Consider the following 14,763-nt stretch of genomic DNA (forward strand, 5'->3'; position numbering starts at 1 on the left):
AATGCCCGAATTTGATAAATCATCGAGGGAAACTGGAATATGGAAACGGGTATCGTCAAATGGTTCAACGATGCTAAGGGCTTTGGCTTCATTACATCGGATTCGGGTGGCGAAGACCTGTTCGCGCACTTTTCGGAGATCCGCACCGAAGGTTTCAAGTCGCTGAAAGAAAGCCAGCGCGTCTCCTTCGAGGTCAAGGCGGGCCCGAAGGGCAAGCAAGCGGCGAACATCCAGCCGCTTTAAGCCGCACTGCGGTGCTCCGCATCTGTTGCCGGGCAGCCTGATCGCCCAAAAGCCTTCGCGAGACGCGAAGGCTTTTTTTTACGGCTATTCATAATTATTGCTACGGCTAATGCTATTAACTACCTGGTCCGGATTAATTTGGCGACGCGGGTAGATGCGCAATGGTGCCCTTGGAGTTTCAAATCGGCGTCGTAAAAACATAGTAATTCGCGGTTTGCGAGCGGGTGGTGGATCGAGCGGAAATGCAATCTTTGCGCCGCCCGGCGCCGGCAGAAAAGAAATGCTGACTGGGTGCACGGGGGCTAACTGGTGCATACTTGTCGCAAAGCCACGCGTCCAAAATATTCCTTTCCATGTCTGAACAGTTTCTGCCGGAACCGGCCCTAGATGTGCCGATCGTCTTTGTCGATCTTGAAACCACCGGCGGCTCGACCAGCGAGCATCGCATCACCGAAGTCGGCGTGGTTGAAATAGGACCGGCCGGCGTGTCACGCTGGAGCAGCCTGGTCGACCCTCAGCAATCCATTCCTTCATTCATTCAGCAGCTCACCGGCATCACGAACGCGATGGTGCGGGGCGCGCCGACGTTTGAGTCCATCGCGCCGGCATTGTTCGAGCGCCTGAAAGGCAAACTGTTCGTCGCGCACAACGCCAGTTTCGATCGCGGTTTTCTGCGCGGGGAGTTTCGCCGGTCCGGCCTCGCATTCGATCCGGATGTGTTGTGCACCGTGCGCCTGTCGCGCGCGTTATTTCCGGCGGAAAAGCGCCATGGACTCGATGCGTTGGTGGAGCGTCATGGCCTCGTCCCGTCAGATCGTCACCGCGCACTCGCCGACGCCGATCTGATCTGGCAGTTCTGGCAACGTCTGCATGGCGGTCTTGTGCCGCTCGACGTTCTGCGGGCGCAGATCGAGCGGACCACCCGGCGCTACCGGCTTGCCGGCGACATCACTGAAGATCTGCTCGACACTGCGCCAGCCGGATGCGGCGTCTATGCGTTCTATGGAGAAGGCGATCTGCCGTTGTATGTCGGCCGAAGCGTGCGTGTGCGCCAGCGGCTGCGTTCGCATTTGACGGGTGAGCGGCGTTCGGCGAAGGATATGCGGCTCGCGCAGCAAGTGCGGCGTGTCGAATGGCGCGCGACTGGCGGCGAACTGGGCGCCATGCTCGCAGAGGCGCAGTGGATCGCGACGCTGCGTCCCGGCCATAACCGGGTGCCGCGGGTCACGAAGAGCGATCCGGTGGATGCGCCCTGGCCGTTCGAAGGTCCCGTCGTATTTGAGGAGCGTGAAGAAGCGTCGCACGCGCGCGCTTTTCACGTTGTCGACCGGTGGCGTTACTTCGGGCAGGCGCACTCGCTTGAGCAGGCGGCGGCGCTGCACGCGTCGAGCGTGGCCGGACCATTCGAGCTATCGACCTATCGTCTTCTGCAGAGCCATCTTGCGCGCGGCTTGCGTGTGATGCCGTTAAGCGTCTCGAGCGGCACGCCTGTGCCGAGTCTCGCTTAACGGGCTTGGCGTACGTAGCGGCCCGCTGCTTGCGGCGGGCTCAATCCGGACCCGGCAGCGGCGGACCGATGGGGGTTCCAGGTTCCCCGGTTCGACCGCGCGGACCGATCAGCCCGTCGCTCCGACTCCGCCTGCTTCGCACACGTGGCCGAGCGCGCGCGTCAACGCACTCGAACGGGCCGAATCGTAGCGCGTCAGCGATTTCCAGTTAGCAAGTGATTGCGCGACGCGTGACGGACAATCCGCCGCCGTGCGCAGCGGTTGCACACGCGCGAGTGCGGTCACGAGTGACTGCGTCAGCCGATCCAACTGCGGCCTCGTACTGGTGGCGAGGTCGGGCGCGGGGCCTTCGGGCGGCCGCGTGCTACGCCAGTCGGCAAACAGCGCGTTTTGCACGTCCTTGCTGGCGTCGATCTGATCCTGGAAGAAGGCGTGCGCAAACGCCGGATCGACGTTCGCGGCTACGGCGCGCTTCTCGACATCGGCGAGCAATGCGTTTTCGCGCGGCGTATCCGTAATCGCCTGATGATTCGCCCATTTCCAGCGCGCAACGGGCTCCGCGAGGGCGAGGCGCTGCGAAGCCAGTGCGATCAGATTGGTCAGAGCGGTGTCGTCGCCGTCAGCAACGGCAGGGGCGGGCGCGAATAGAAGCGCAGTGAACAACGTGAGCGCGCATGACGCTCCAAAGCGGTACGAGCGATTCATGGAAGGCGGGAAAGGCCGGTCGGCCTTGGGAGAAAAACCAGAAGAATAGACGATGCGTGGATCAAGCGGGCGCGCTGCTCAATCGAAAAACAAACTACCGGGATAGTTAAGACGCCAGTTAGAAGCGCGCGCTACCCGTGCGCCGGACTTTCATGAGCCGGGCGCCGCAATCAGGCAGCCGTATCGCGTGCCGCGAAAGCAGCAAAAGATAATCGTAGGGGCGCGTGCCAACCTTCGCCGCGCGCCGGACGCGCGGACGCTGATGTTGCATCGCGCCACTGCACAATTACTTCGAGTCGCACGACTTACGTTGTTCGTCGAAAAATGCGCGAACGTGCTCAGGCAGTTCGGCACCCAGAAACTCGACGCCAGCGGGTTCCGGATCCGGGCTAAAAACTTTATCCGGGGTCGGAATCTTCGTTGGTTTGGCATCCATGATCTTTCTCCTTTACAAACCGATTATCTGCCTCGGTCCCCGTTTTGCACCAGTGTCTGATGCGGCTCACATGTTGTTTGTTGCTTTAACGGTACAGCCCAACATGGGAGCGGAATGTTTGAATAGAATTTATCGGTTGACTGCGCACGACTGAATTCACCGCGCCCAGTCAAAACCGTTCGATATCCCCGCGTTCCCTTCCCAGCCTTGCCCCGCATGCCTTCCGCGGATTATCTCTGTTGCATCACAACACCGCCTGATCATATGTGTTGATATGAACAAATCACGGCGATTTTTGTGCACTGCCGCATTGGCAGGATTTTCTTTGCGTTAGTCCGAACGTTCGTTAATTACCGATTGGTTCAGTGCGTTCATTCAGCCCCCTAATTGTTGGTAAACGAACGATTGCGCGACTTCGTTGACGAGCGAGAATACTTTTCTTGATATTTTCCGCAAATAAAATGGCGCCACGTTCTGGGCGAAGCGCGGCGCTCGCGGTGGACGATTCTTACGCCTTTGGCGCCGGAATTTTCACGGGTGCGGAGTAGGCCGCGGGTTTGTCGGCGACTTCGACCTGTCCGTGAATCCGCGCCTGATGTCCGTCGGCAAACATGTAGTACGGGAACGGACGAGCCGGTTCCGAGACGGCATCGAGCCGTGCGATCAATTCCGGCGCGAGCATGAAATCGAGCGAGCCAAGCGATTCCTGCAGCTGCTCCGGCCGGGTCGCGCCGACAATGATGCTCGAGACGCCGCGCTTCTGATGCAACCAGTTCAGCGCGACTTGCGCCATTGGCCGCCCTGCCAGATTCGCAACGGCCTCCAGTTCCGCAACGATGCGAAAGTTGCGCTCGGTCAGCTTGTCGAATCCCGGGGGCGGCGCGCTTGCCACACTCGCGAGGCGCCCGTCGCCGGAAACAGAGCCTGCTGCTCCGCCTTGGGCAGGGCGGTATTTGCCCGACAACACCCCCATGCCCAGCGGACTCCAGGGCACGAGCCCCATGCCCAGATTGGCGGCGAGATCGGCGAATTCGTTTTCGGCGTTGCGCTCGATCATCGAGTACTCGAGTTGCATCGCCGCGACCGGTTCGAAGCCGCGCCAGTCGGCAAGCGTCTGCGCGCGCCCGGCAAACCACGCGGGCGTATCCGACAGGCCGACATAGCGGATCTTGCCTGCGCGGACCGCGTCGTCCATGGCGCGCATCACTTCGTCCACCGGTGTGACGCGATCCCACGTGTGCAGGTAATACAGGTCGATGTAGTCGGTGCCCAGACGCTTGAGCGATCCGTCGAGCGCACGCAGCAGATTCTTGCGATGGTTGCCACCCGCGTTCGGATTGCCGGTCTCGGCGTTGTAGCCATACTTGGTGGCGATCACGAGCCGGTCGCGCAGACCGCGCGCCGCGACGAATTTGCCGAGCCATTTCTCGCTGGTGCCTTCGGTGTACAGGTCGGCGGTATCGATAAAGTTGCCGCCGTTATCCACGTACAGGTCGAACAGGCGTTGCGCCGATTGTTCATCGGCGCCCCAGCCCCATTCGGTGCCGAAAGTCATCGTACCGAGTGCGATCGGGCTCACGCGAAGGCCCGAGCGGCCGAGCAGGTTGTAGCGGTCCATCGTCATATCACTCTCCTTGAGCAGTCAGGTGGGAAGCGTTGAATCGATGGAGCTATCGTGCGCCGATTTTTTACTTGGAAAAATGCCGTCAGTCTGCAAGGATTATGAAGTGTGGCTTAACAATGGAGATCGCGATGGACCCAGCCCAGTTGCCGGCGCTGATGGCGTTCACGTGCGTGGCGCGCCACGGCAGCTTCACGCATGCGGCGGCTGAAACCGGTGTGACGGCATCGGCGCTATCGCAAAGTATTCGCTCGCTCGAGACTCAGTTGAATGTGCGCCTGTTCAACCGGACCACCCGGCGTGTCGCGCTGACGGAGGCCGGCGCGCAGTTTCTCGCGCGCGTGCTGCCTGCGCTGGGCGAGCTGCAGGCGGCCTTCGAGGCGCTCGATGAAACCCGCGACCAGCCCGCCGGCACGCTGCGCATCAATTTGCCGAGGGTCGCGAGCGAGTTGCTGGTGCTGCCGCATCTGGCTGAGTTCACGCGCCGCTATCCGCAGATCCGTCTCGACCTGACGCTCGACGATGGTTTCGCCGACGTGGTCGGCGAAGGTTTCGACGCGGGCATCCGGCTTGGCGAACGGGTCGCGCAGGACATGGTGGCGGTGCCCTTGGGTGGAGACATCCACATTGTCGTTGCCGGCTCGCCGGCCTACTTCGAGCGCTATCCCGTGCCGGCGACGCCAGCCGATCTTGCTGCTCACGATTGCCTGCGTTACCGTTTCTCGACTAGCGGCGGCATCTATCGATGGGAGTTCGCGCAGCCAGACGATCCGTCGCGCGTGTTCGAAGTCGAGACGCGCGGGAGTCTCGTCACCAACGATTTGCGCACGATGGTGCAGGCGGCGGAGCAGGGCGTGGGTCTCCTGCACGTGATCGACGGCTACGTGAGCGCGCAACTCGAGGACGGCCGGTTGGTGCGCGTGCTGGACACATGGTGTCCGAGCTTTCCGGGCTTTTATCTGTACACGGCGAGCCGCACGCAAATGCCGTTCAAGTTACGCGCGCTGATTGATTTTCTGAGAGGGAAGCGCGGAGCCCGGTAGCACTTGCGCGGTGCTTCGGCTTCAGGCCGCGAGTCGTTGCTTCAGCCCGGTTGCCGTGCGGCGCTCCCATGTACGTGCAGTTTCAGCCGACGTGTCACTCACCACGAGCGTTTCGCCGCCTATCATTGAAGCCACTATCCGCGGCGCAGAGTGCGGTGTATAACGGACGCGCCAGCGCCGGTGCGGAAGATGGCTGTCTTCGCCCTTCAGAGAGTTCGCCATGGAAAACGCTGTCTACTGGAAAGGACGTCAGGTCGGTATCGAGTGTGCTGGCCGGATCTTGTGGTTTTCGTCGGCGCCGCAGGAAGCGGTTTTGGCGTATGGCACGGAGCGGGCCCGGAACGTGATCATTGAAGATGCGGTGGTCGCTCGTAATCTCGGTATGACCGCGCGATGCGATCGATTGGATTTTGGCGAATGAGCCTGAGCCACTGCTTGTGATGGCGTAGTTGGCATTGAAGTAGCGGCTGCCGCGGCGGTCAGGATCGAGGCTACGTGAGCACCCGCCAATTTCATAAAGCGGAAGCAGGGGAAAAGCAGAAGGAAGGGAAAAGCAGCGCCAGAAAGCAAAAAGCCCAGTCACGGGGACTGGGCTTTTTGCTTGAATCTTGTGGTGCCGGAAAGAGGAATCGAACCCCCGACCTTCGCATTACGAATGCGTGTCCCATGCAACTTTGCGTTACAAAACAAATACATACGGCAAATTATCTTACTCTGCGTACCTTTGCATAACAACGGCGTTGACGGTCCGTTGACACCGAAAAGGCGCTTTGCAGGAAGGAGGGGCGCGCCCTGCGCTGAAGAACTACCGCGCGAACGAACAGCTCAGCTCTGTGTCGCTCCGATCGTGGCTCAGCCCACAAAGTCACAGATCTCCCAGTCGGCCCCGAACAGCGCTAGGATCGCTTGTAGGCCTTGAGCAGAGACTCGGGGACGAACGTCAGGCTGCCCCTCGCCCTCGAACAGGCAACATAGAGCTTGTTCCGTGTCTCCGCGTTGATGTCCCGAAAGCTTCCATTCCGCCAAGCTTTCACGTTGCCAGGATTAAGGACTATGCAGACGTCCTGATACCGATCCACGCCCTTCGACGCTCCCCAGTTTTGGGAGTAGCAGGCGTACTTGTGGTGCTCCTTGTAGAAAAGCTTCACCGTCCCAGGATCTTCATAGAGGGCGAGCACTGCCGCAGGGTCATCCTCGTATTTAACGACGCTTTCCCGATCATCGTGGGCCTCAATCGAGATGCCGATCTTCTCCGTGATGAAGTCGCAGACGCTCTTGCTGCATCGACGGCTCTTCCTGAGGCTATCTGTGTCGACCTTCAGCTTGGCCGCTTTGAACTTGGCTATGTAGGCGTTGTAGTCGTCATGAAGACGGGCGTTCACATTTCCGTCGCGGCTCGTGTCAAACGTGTGCTGGAAAAAATCGCCGACAAAGGTGGCGTTCAGCTTGGCGGCGCTGATTGCCATCAAAAAATTGAAGTCATGCCCCGCGAAGTCCTGGACTTCGTCTACGAAGAAGACATCGAAATACTTCTCCATGCGCGTCACGACAGCGCCGACCAGACTGGATTGCTCGATAAACTTGGCGAGTCGGTTGGCGTAGAGTCGGCGGCTGGCGGACACGTAGCGCCGGTCGTCTGACAATGGATACCGCGGGAATGTCGGCGGAAGCGCGAATGTCACGCCTTTGGTGTTTTTCTTCGATCGAAGGAACGGCCGATAGCAGAACCCGTGCAGGAACTTGAAGTAGGTATAGAGCGTGATGTTTGCGGGAAAGTAGCCGAAGCGCTGGATGATCTTGCTGCGCAGATTGTCGTGATTCGACTCTGTGTACGTGACGATGAGGAAGCGTTGCACTTCATCGAGGCTGGCGACAAGGCGGGAGGTTTTACCGGATCCCGCAACGGCGAAGACTACGCTCTTATCCATGCGACGGCCTGCTGGATGTACGCTGGCGCGACAAGCTCGGTTCCCTTTTTATCGAGCAGTTGGAACGCAGCATCCGTCTTGTTCTTCAACATGTATTCCTCTACGGTCAGCTTCTTGCGGCCCGCTGCGAACTGACCGTCACAAATGACCTTGTTGTCTTGGTACATGCAGACTTCGAAGGTGTACCGCGCATCGTTGTCATCTGAGAAAACTCGGATCGAATCCGAGACGTAGTCAGCGTAGTTGGCGATACAGTTCGCCTGGTAGTCGCTATCGTTATCACGGATGGCTGCGATCTTGATGCCGAGCAGCTTTGCGAGTTCGAGATAGCGCTTGAAGCTTGTGCCGTCGACAGAGATCACATGGACACCGTCTGCGTCAGTGCTGGCACCATTGGCACTGTTCTTGTAGAGCGCGTCCATGAGGATGAACTCGGCGTCGCCCTCGACAAGGATTGCCTTCTTGCACAAAGCGAGCTCAAGGACGTTATTGTCGGGAGCCTTCATGAAGAAGGCTGCAGTCCCTTGGCTGAGATCCTTGAGGGATGCTGGTCGGGACGGATTCTCCTCACTCAATATCAGCACCTTCTTGAGATTTAACCGGGTTGCGATGAAGCTGCTGTGCGTGGCGATAAAGAGCTGTTTCTTGACAGATGCACGGATGCGCTCGATGAGCTTGTGCATGTGGACATGGCTCAGGTGGTTCTCGGGCTCCTCAAGGAGGAGAACATGGAGAGCTTGCTCGCGGTTGCTTAGGGCGAACTCTGTCTTGATAAAGCACTGACGCCCCTTACCCTTGCTATCGATCGGAATGTCGCCCTCCGTGATGATGATATCCGTTTCGACACTGGCTTTCGGGCTGGTGCGGACATCAAACTTGTAGGTATCAAGGGCGTCATTCATCGCCTTGAAGACATCGTCCTTGAACTTCGATTTTGCCTTGCGATACTCGAATCCGTGATGGTTGCGCTGGACGACGGTCGCATGCGCGGCATACATGGATCGTGTGTACTCACGCGTCGCGTACTCGTTATTGATTTGTGCGCTATCGAGGAGGAGGTGTTTGAGCGGCTTCTTGTGCGGAAAAATTGCTTCGTCCGTGAAGGTAAGGAAGTAGACGCTGTAATACTCGAACGGGAAGCTTTCGTGCTTCTCAGTCAGAATGCTCCGGATTTCCTTGGTGTATTCGTCAACCGGCTTGCACACCATCTTGATACCGAGATGATCAATTCCCTTGCTGTTGTTTCGACCATCGAGGTCGTGGTGTCCGTCAATCCCGTCGAGGTACACCTCGACCAGAAGCTCGGGGAGATCCGCGATCTTCCTCTCGCCACCAAGGAATTCCGCGATGCACTCCGCATTGAAAAGGGTCTCTAGGCTCAGCGCTTCCACCTTGCTTCGGCTGGCACTGAGCACGATGTCTAGTGCCTGGAGAACAGAGCTCTTGCCGGCCTCATTGCCGCCCACCAGAATGTTCAGATCAGGATCAAACTCAAGTTCAAGCGTTTTGAATCGCTTGAAGTTTTTCAGCACCAGCCTTCTTATCGTCGCCACCAGCTTTCCTTTCCATAGCAAACTTTAATTTTCTGCTCTGGATTCGGAGATTAACGCACCCATCGCTGGCAGAAATGCCTTCTGACCACTGTACGCCAGTGACGTCTCGAATATTATCCTTGGCGGATTCAAATCTGAAGTGCAACACCGGTGGACCGCTAAGATTCCCTGATGCAAGCACTTTGAAATACCAGCAACTCCAACGTGAAGATCATAACGATCGCCAGCCTACGCCAGCAAAGTTGGCGCATCGGAACCATTGCCGCGTGTTGCAGCGCTCGCCCAGCACCATCACCCGCGAGCTCAAGCGAAATCGCTCGCACGCCGGCTACACCAGCGCCTTGGCCGAGCACCTGTGCCTGCATCGGCGCCAGCAGGCAGATGTGGTCCGCAAGCTCGATGCGCAGGGCGTCTTGTGCGCCATTTTCTGCGCCGGCACGGGTCACCGGTCCTCTGCGAGGCCTCAGTGCTTGGAGGGGCACCAATTCAGCCATCGCATCGCTGTGAGGCTAGGCGGCGGCGTCATTCGAGCCGAAGCCCGGCGAATTCAAACGCTCCTCGACGTCTTCCGTGAAGTCCATAACCTGCTGGATCGGTTGCTCATCTGGGTGGTGGTTGTTCCAGATCATTTCATCGATCTTGAGATGAACGGCGTCGCCAACCATCTGCTGCCGACGGCTGGTCAACGACAGGAGCATTTGCGGTCTTGTCGCGTCTTCGATGTCGACCCAAAGGGTTAGTTGCTTGCCATCGGCCTTAGTCATGCGCAGGGCATGGTTTGCTCGATATGACAAGCCCGTCTTGGGATCCTGTCGATATTCAGCTCTCGCGGCATCGGAAAGCTGGGCGACAAGAAGATCGCGGGCCGACTTCGGTTTCGGGAGTGCAACACCGCGATGGATGCACCAGTCCGCCATTGCATCCATATCGACGACCTTGCTTCCGGTTTCCGTCTTATAGAGCTGCATCAGCGCTTGATATTGTTCGTTTCGTGTCATGAATGCCTTACTCAACTAACAGGGGCAATATCGCCCCATCCATCGACAATGGCACTTGGCAAGACACATGCACGGATTTTCGCCAAATGTCCTCTAAACAGTTCATAACGACCAGTTTTGAACTGAATTTGACCAGCAACAAGGCTTGGATGAATTCCAAGAATTTTTACCAAGCCAAGGAAGTCCCTCTCAGGAAAAAGAGGAGCTTTTCTAGCAATGAAACTGTCGATTTTTGCTTTGGGTGCACAGAATTCTGAAGCGGCCTCATTGGCGATACGCTCTTCGTGTTCTATAGATTGATCAGCATTTAGATCGACGTCCAGCATAGGTTTAGCCTGCCCATGACCTTGAAGCACGTGCTCCAGCTCGTGACGCAGTACAAACCAAAAATTATCCATGCGATCAAATCGCAAGGTCATACCAATAACCGGCGACTTCTCGTTCAGCCAGAAACAAGCGCCATCAATTTTGGATCCTTTGAGGCTTTCAACGAAAATCAGCCTAATTCCACACTCTATAAGCACGCGAGGGACGTGTCTAGCTTCTTCCGGCGCACTCAGATAGGACTTAAGTTTATGGAGCGCCTGTCTTGTACGCTCTTCGTTATAGGCGGGCGCAAGAACTTCTTTGGCAATTTGCTTTACACGATATAGCCAAGCAAGCTGAGACGGCGTTGCATCATTACCAACATCAGTCTTCTTGGCTGCGTGACTCAAAAATTCAATTTCATTAATGGTAGGCACACCAAAAAATTTGGCGAGCGACTCTTCCATTTCTGGCATGTTCTTTATGTCTGTGGCGTTAAGCCAGCCCCGCTTGATCATATCGGCTACGGGCAAGCCGCTGAACAGCTTTGCGCGCGTTGCTCGACCTTGATCCGGGCGAACAATAAGGCGAGCCCGCGCCAAATCGTAATCTTTTTGAAGGGTGAGAAACCGTTCAGCCGGAACGCCAAATACTTCTTCTAGGACAAGTGCAATTTCTGCCGTTACAGCTTGGCTGCCTGAAATGAGCTTGTTTGTGGTCGATTCGCTCATGTCGAGGACGGCCGCCAATAGTCGTTGCGTCCAGCCGCGCTCGCTAAGCAGGGCCTCAATAAGTTGTCCGGGGGTTTTGTAATCGTCCATGATCGAGAATTCTAGCGAAATTTCGAAATTTCGCAAGTTTTCCTCAAAACAACGATGCGATCGCGTCTCCGGCGGCAACTACTGCTAAATGTCTGATTAATGGCCGTATGTCTTTACGGACGCGGCCAGTCGGCAGCAATGGACGCCATGACGCCTTGTGGCAGTCGGGCGTAGGGGCTTCGGCCAAACGATGGTGGTCAGGGACGGGCCGGGAACGTCCGCTCACGTCACGCAAAGCCGCCACTCATCACGGCTCGTACCCAGAATTATTCTTGTCCGCTATCGCCAGCCGCTTCTTCTTGATCTACATAGGCATTGAGGTATGCCGCGATTACGTCGCCGTGACACGGGAGCGGAGCGCAGAAACAACCCAATCGGTATCCGCGAAGTGAAAGCAGGGCTGAACGTCGCTCTGGATCAGACAAGATTTCTGCGTCGAAATGCTCCTTGTACTTTCGAATCACCTCTTCACGGCTGGGTCCTTCTGGCCCGCGCCCGATTTCATACGGGTTCCCCCATCTGGTTCCGCGACCGATGTAAATATCGAATTCTTCGTTGTTCTTTTTATTTCTGACAGTAGTGATGCGCAGCGGGACGATACGCAGATGTTTTTGAAGGAGGCGGGCAAAATAGATGATGTCGGCAAGGTCGCTGCCCCCCCAAAACACGACGACATGCGTGCAGGTGGTAACGAGACTCTTTGCGGCCATCCTTGTACCGACACGCTCCACTCGGGTCGGTACACCGCGCTCGCCAAAGTAGTTTTGTGCAATCAACCTATCGTCTTGGACGATCACTACCTCTGCGTCAGCCAAACCGCCAATGATCCGATCCATCTTTGCCGCGAAAATGCGCGGGAAGACAAAGCCCTCGGAGAGGGCTACGAGCAGGGTTGTTTTGCTTGAAGCCGTCATGAATGCAATCAGAATAGGTGCGCTATTTTCAACCTGTTGTCCCATCGGGTATTGAGATATTCAGCGGCAAGGCGACGATGACAATGATGCGGCTTGTCCTCGCTGCACAACATGCAGCCATGATCAAACAGGTCGATGTCCAGATTGCTTTCCACGCGACGTTTCGCGAGCAGTTCGACGTACGCGTCAGCATACTGATCCCAGTCTAGATCCTTGGCTTGGTAGCGCTTCAACATATCTTTTTCCGGTGCGAGTTCTCGCAGTTCGACATATTGCGCGCCTAGCAGTTCGGACAGAAAGAAACGCAGATCGGCTTTCTTCGCGAAACCGGCAAGTTGCGAGATGTTGTTGAGCCGCACATCCAGCAGCGTGCGAACGTTAGCCTCACGTAGTAGGCCAAAAAATCTCTCGGCAGACTTGTTGGTAAAACCGATCGTTGCTACTTCCATATTTTCCTCATTTATATCGCTCAGATATCCCGAGAAATGGCTACGGCTGACGGATGACTGCCGCCACCAGCTTGTACCTGTACTCTCCTCCGTTTCCATTCGTCTTTGTGAATGGCATGGACAGGCTGATACATAGGAGGCTGCGTCCCGTCTCATACTCACCCAGTCCCTGAGGAAAGAATTCAGCTTCGATGACAGGGTCGGTTATGCCTAGCGCGTAGTCCACGCCATTGTACTGAAACCGAGCCTGCATCTTTCGGGCGTCGTTATACCCTGCGTAGACTCTGATGCATAGCGTCGGAACCGCTATGAGGACCAGCGAATTCGGAAGGCCGACGGCTACCGCATTCGGTATTTCGTCGTTCAATCCTGCGAAGGTCCTGCCGGCGTTAACGAAGAGCACGTCAGGATTTTCGGCATAGGTGGCAATGGTCGCCCAATTCACCTCGTGGTCTTTTGTCCACCATCGGTCGGGGTCCAACACCCAGTTTTCGCTCTGACAGCCATTCGGGCGGTGCCCGAGCAATGGAACGTTGATGACGTCGAGGACTTGGGGAAGAGCGCCATTCGCGGAGTCGTACCGTTGTTCCCAAAGCGTAACGCCCTCGTCCTGCCGTCCGCTGACGGGCCTGATCCAAGCACCCACGCTCCCGTCGTTTAGGACCTCTCTACCTGCAACACATCGGTCGCCATGCTTGCGCGAGTTGGCTAAGCAAAGAATGCGTTTGGTTACCATCGAGAACCCCGTCTCAGTCTTTATTGTTGAAACATGTCGCTTCAGTTCTTTGTAACTTTTTGTAAGTGTAGCACTGGCGCCCATATGTCGGTATTTGATAGCGCCGTCGATGATGCGCGCGCACGCAGCGCGTGCCCGACATAGGGCGTCCGCGCGCGCTGAACAACTACCGCGTCAATTGGGGAGGGGATTTGATGATGTGTTCACAACCTGCAGCTCGCCGGCGCCGCAGATTGTGAACACGGCCGAATTAGCTGTGTTTGGTTACAGCCGTGGCCAGCTCGATCGCCGAATTTGTGAACATCGTGCGCTGAAGAACTACCGCCCGAGCGGCGGGCTGACGAGACAGACGATTCGCTTGTCAACGAAACCGGTAGTTCTTCAGCGCGGCAGATTCATGCTCCACGGCCCATGATCGCCCGTCAAACGTCGCCACAAAACCGTCCGCATTGCGAATAGGGGAGTGCCGATCGACAATTCTGAACGAGCGCATGGCGTCAGCGTCGATTACCTCGACGCCGTTCAAGATCAGCCATCGCATTGCCTGGAGGAACTGACCATGCCCGAACATCGCTACCGTGACGTCTGACGCGCTGTGGAGCAGCCTGAAGCAATCCAGCGCCATGCGTACTCGCCCGATGAAGGCGGCAAACGACTCGGCCCCCGGTCCATCCACGAGCGTTGGATTGGATGTATTCCAGTATGCGTCGACCCACGACCGCCGCTGCTCCGCCGACGTGCCTACGCATCTGGCCGGTGCAAGGTAGGTGAATTCCTGAACCGACCAAATCTCACTTGGCACGGTGGGAAATTTGGTCAACGTGGGAGCCGCTGTCTGTTGTGCGCGGCGAAAGGGCGAGCAGATCACGGCGGCGGGGGACTCGACAAGACGCTGGCTGATCGCACGGGCCTGCTCTTCGCCCGTTTCAGTCAGAGGGATCGACGCTGGGTCGCTGGTCGCATGTCCGGCGTTAGCGGCGCTCTCACCGTGCCGGAAGGATAGAACTCGAAGTAGGGGCATATTTGCGAGTGTTTAGGGATTCGACAGCGTCGCGGACCACGAGAAATTGCGCCAGCGCAAGAAACGGCGTCCGTAGGCTTCGGACTGCATTGTGCAATACAAATCCACACGTAGCCGGACCATGTCCCGGCCGTATCTAGCGGTCGCGCAGGGCGCGCATGGAAGGCGGGAGCCTTCCTACTTTTGCCGAGCTAGTTTTAGAGTGCCCGGCAGGGCCGGGCAACGCGGAACCGAAATAAACGAACCGGCTAAAAAATTGCGACAGCGCAAGAAATACGGTTGGTTTGGTTCTAAGGCAGGATAGGCTCGCGCCGGTATTTATCATATTCCGCTAGATTGATGTTGCTTCCATGTTTAGTAATTGGTTTGCGGCTAAAACAGATCGGTGTCCGCTCTGACGTCGCTGGGCTGTCGTAAATTTCCGGACGGAACGCTACCTTGACGGCTCGTCAGGCCCGCCAGTCCGCGACCCTTCCAGAGA

The 14,763-nt window shown here is 57.2% G+C and carries 16 protein-coding genes; 4 read left to right on the forward strand and 12 right to left on the reverse strand.

Annotated elements, in window-relative coordinates:
* Window positions 1-39 precede the first annotated feature (39 nt).
* Together PQQ96_RS32735 and PQQ96_RS32740 are read left to right on the forward strand one after the other, a co-directional pair.
* Entirely contained in the window at window positions 40-243 is a 204-nt protein-coding gene (locus PQQ96_RS32735; protein ID WP_054037310.1) for a cold-shock protein, read from the forward strand.
* 353 nt (window positions 244-596) lie between these two features.
* Entirely contained in the window at window positions 597-1,751 is a 1,155-nt protein-coding gene (locus PQQ96_RS32740; protein WP_408300228.1) for an exonuclease domain-containing protein, read from the forward strand.
* Between the two features lie 108 nt (window positions 1,752-1,859).
* Here the strand turns inward: PQQ96_RS32740 and PQQ96_RS32745 are convergent, their stop codons facing one another.
* The 3 genes from PQQ96_RS32745 to PQQ96_RS32755 form a co-directional block, all read right to left on the reverse strand.
* Window positions 1,860-2,456, reverse strand: a complete 597-nt coding sequence (locus PQQ96_RS32745) for a chorismate mutase (protein WP_408300230.1) — start codon at window positions 2,454-2,456, stop codon at window positions 1,860-1,862.
* 286 nt (window positions 2,457-2,742) lie between these two features.
* Window positions 2,743-2,892 (reverse strand): hypothetical protein, encoded by a 150-nt coding sequence (locus tag PQQ96_RS32750; protein ID WP_165614451.1) that lies wholly within the window; start codon window positions 2,890-2,892, stop codon window positions 2,743-2,745.
* Window positions 2,893-3,400: 508 nt separating this feature from the next.
* Complete coding sequence (locus tag PQQ96_RS32755) at window positions 3,401-4,516, reverse strand: aldo/keto reductase (RefSeq protein ID WP_408300232.1); 1,116 nt, start codon at window positions 4,514-4,516, stop codon at window positions 3,401-3,403.
* A gap of 128 nt (window positions 4,517-4,644) precedes the next feature.
* Here PQQ96_RS32755 and PQQ96_RS32760 point away from each other — a divergent pair, with 128 nt between their 5' ends.
* Together PQQ96_RS32760 and PQQ96_RS32765 are read left to right on the forward strand one after the other, a co-directional pair.
* Complete coding sequence (locus tag PQQ96_RS32760) at window positions 4,645-5,556, forward strand: LysR family transcriptional regulator (protein WP_408300233.1); 912 nt, start codon at window positions 4,645-4,647, stop codon at window positions 5,554-5,556.
* A 220-nt stretch (window positions 5,557-5,776) separates the two neighbouring features.
* On the forward strand, window positions 5,777-5,977 hold the full coding sequence (locus tag PQQ96_RS32765; RefSeq protein WP_408300235.1) for a hypothetical protein: 201 nt from the start codon (window positions 5,777-5,779) through the stop codon (window positions 5,975-5,977).
* 475 nt (window positions 5,978-6,452) lie between these two features.
* Here the strand turns inward: PQQ96_RS32765 and PQQ96_RS32770 are convergent, their stop codons facing one another.
* From PQQ96_RS32770 to PQQ96_RS32810, 9 genes are all read right to left on the reverse strand, one after another.
* Window positions 6,453-7,484, reverse strand: coding sequence for a DNA helicase UvrD (locus PQQ96_RS32770; protein WP_408300236.1), 1,032 nt, complete (start codon window positions 7,482-7,484; stop codon window positions 6,453-6,455).
* Complete coding sequence (locus PQQ96_RS32775; RefSeq protein ID WP_408300238.1) at window positions 7,469-9,037, reverse strand: ATP-dependent nuclease; 1,569 nt, start codon at window positions 9,035-9,037, stop codon at window positions 7,469-7,471. Before PQQ96_RS32775 ends, PQQ96_RS32770 begins: the two co-directional genes overlap by 16 nt.
* Window positions 9,038-9,195: 158 nt before the next feature.
* Window positions 9,196-9,483, reverse strand: a complete 288-nt coding sequence (locus PQQ96_RS32780; RefSeq protein ID WP_408300239.1) for a hypothetical protein — start codon at window positions 9,481-9,483, stop codon at window positions 9,196-9,198.
* Between the two features lie 63 nt (window positions 9,484-9,546).
* Window positions 9,547-10,035, reverse strand: a complete 489-nt coding sequence (locus PQQ96_RS32785) for a hypothetical protein (protein WP_408300241.1) — start codon at window positions 10,033-10,035, stop codon at window positions 9,547-9,549.
* Window positions 10,036-10,046: 11 nt separating this feature from the next.
* Complete coding sequence (locus PQQ96_RS32790; RefSeq protein WP_408300242.1) at window positions 10,047-11,162, reverse strand: HigA family addiction module antitoxin; 1,116 nt, start codon at window positions 11,160-11,162, stop codon at window positions 10,047-10,049.
* 266 nt (window positions 11,163-11,428) lie between these two features.
* Entirely contained in the window at window positions 11,429-12,121 is a 693-nt protein-coding gene (locus tag PQQ96_RS32795; RefSeq protein ID WP_408300244.1) for a DUF4326 domain-containing protein, read from the reverse strand.
* Complete coding sequence (locus tag PQQ96_RS32800; RefSeq protein WP_408300245.1) at window positions 12,085-12,525, reverse strand: DUF488 domain-containing protein; 441 nt, start codon at window positions 12,523-12,525, stop codon at window positions 12,085-12,087. The genes PQQ96_RS32795 and PQQ96_RS32800 overlap by 37 nt, the downstream gene beginning before the upstream one ends.
* A gap of 40 nt (window positions 12,526-12,565) precedes the next feature.
* Window positions 12,566-13,345 (reverse strand): dual OB domain-containing protein, encoded by a 780-nt coding sequence (locus PQQ96_RS32805; RefSeq protein WP_408300247.1) that lies wholly within the window; start codon window positions 13,343-13,345, stop codon window positions 12,566-12,568.
* 277 nt (window positions 13,346-13,622) lie between these two features.
* Entirely contained in the window at window positions 13,623-14,282 is a 660-nt protein-coding gene (locus PQQ96_RS32810; RefSeq protein ID WP_408300248.1) for a histidine phosphatase family protein, read from the reverse strand.
* Between the last annotated feature and the right edge of the window lie 481 nt (window positions 14,283-14,763).

It is taken from the genome of Paraburkholderia sediminicola, assembly GCF_046027825.1.
Taxonomy (GTDB): Bacteria; Pseudomonadota; Gammaproteobacteria; order Burkholderiales; family Burkholderiaceae; genus Paraburkholderia; species Paraburkholderia sediminicola_D.

What these genes read in the sequence shown, in the direction of transcription:
- PQQ96_RS32735 (WP_054037310.1), top strand. Translation starts at nt 40, where the DNA reads ATGGAAACGGGTATCGTCAAATGGTTCAACGATGCTAAGGGCTTTGGC.
- PQQ96_RS32740 (WP_408300228.1), top strand. Translation starts at nt 597, where the DNA reads ATGTCTGAACAGTTTCTGCCGGAACCGGCCCTAGATGTGCCGATCGTC.
- PQQ96_RS32745 (WP_408300230.1), bottom strand. Translation starts at nt 2,456, where the DNA reads ATGAATCGCTCGTACCGCTTTGGAGCGTCATGCGCGCTCACGTTGTTC.
- PQQ96_RS32750 (WP_165614451.1), bottom strand. Translation starts at nt 2,892, where the DNA reads ATGGATGCCAAACCAACGAAGATTCCGACCCCGGATAAAGTTTTTAGC.
- PQQ96_RS32755 (WP_408300232.1), bottom strand. Translation starts at nt 4,516, where the DNA reads ATGACGATGGACCGCTACAACCTGCTCGGCCGCTCGGGCCTTCGCGTG.
- PQQ96_RS32760 (WP_408300233.1), top strand. Translation starts at nt 4,645, where the DNA reads ATGGACCCAGCCCAGTTGCCGGCGCTGATGGCGTTCACGTGCGTGGCG.
- PQQ96_RS32765 (WP_408300235.1), top strand. Translation starts at nt 5,777, where the DNA reads ATGGAAAACGCTGTCTACTGGAAAGGACGTCAGGTCGGTATCGAGTGT.
- PQQ96_RS32770 (WP_408300236.1), bottom strand. Translation starts at nt 7,484, where the DNA reads ATGGATAAGAGCGTAGTCTTCGCCGTTGCGGGATCCGGTAAAACCTCC.
- PQQ96_RS32785 (WP_408300241.1), bottom strand. Translation starts at nt 10,035, where the DNA reads ATGACACGAAACGAACAATATCAAGCGCTGATGCAGCTCTATAAGACG.
- PQQ96_RS32790 (WP_408300242.1), bottom strand. Translation starts at nt 11,162, where the DNA reads ATGGACGATTACAAAACCCCCGGACAACTTATTGAGGCCCTGCTTAGC.
- PQQ96_RS32795 (WP_408300244.1), bottom strand. Translation starts at nt 12,121, where the DNA reads ATGGGACAACAGGTTGAAAATAGCGCACCTATTCTGATTGCATTCATG.
- PQQ96_RS32800 (WP_408300245.1), bottom strand. Translation starts at nt 12,525, where the DNA reads ATGGAAGTAGCAACGATCGGTTTTACCAACAAGTCTGCCGAGAGATTT.
- PQQ96_RS32805 (WP_408300247.1), bottom strand. Translation starts at nt 13,345, where the DNA reads ATGGGCGCCAGTGCTACACTTACAAAAAGTTACAAAGAACTGAAGCGA.
- PQQ96_RS32810 (WP_408300248.1), bottom strand. Translation starts at nt 14,282, where the DNA reads ATGCCCCTACTTCGAGTTCTATCCTTCCGGCACGGTGAGAGCGCCGCT.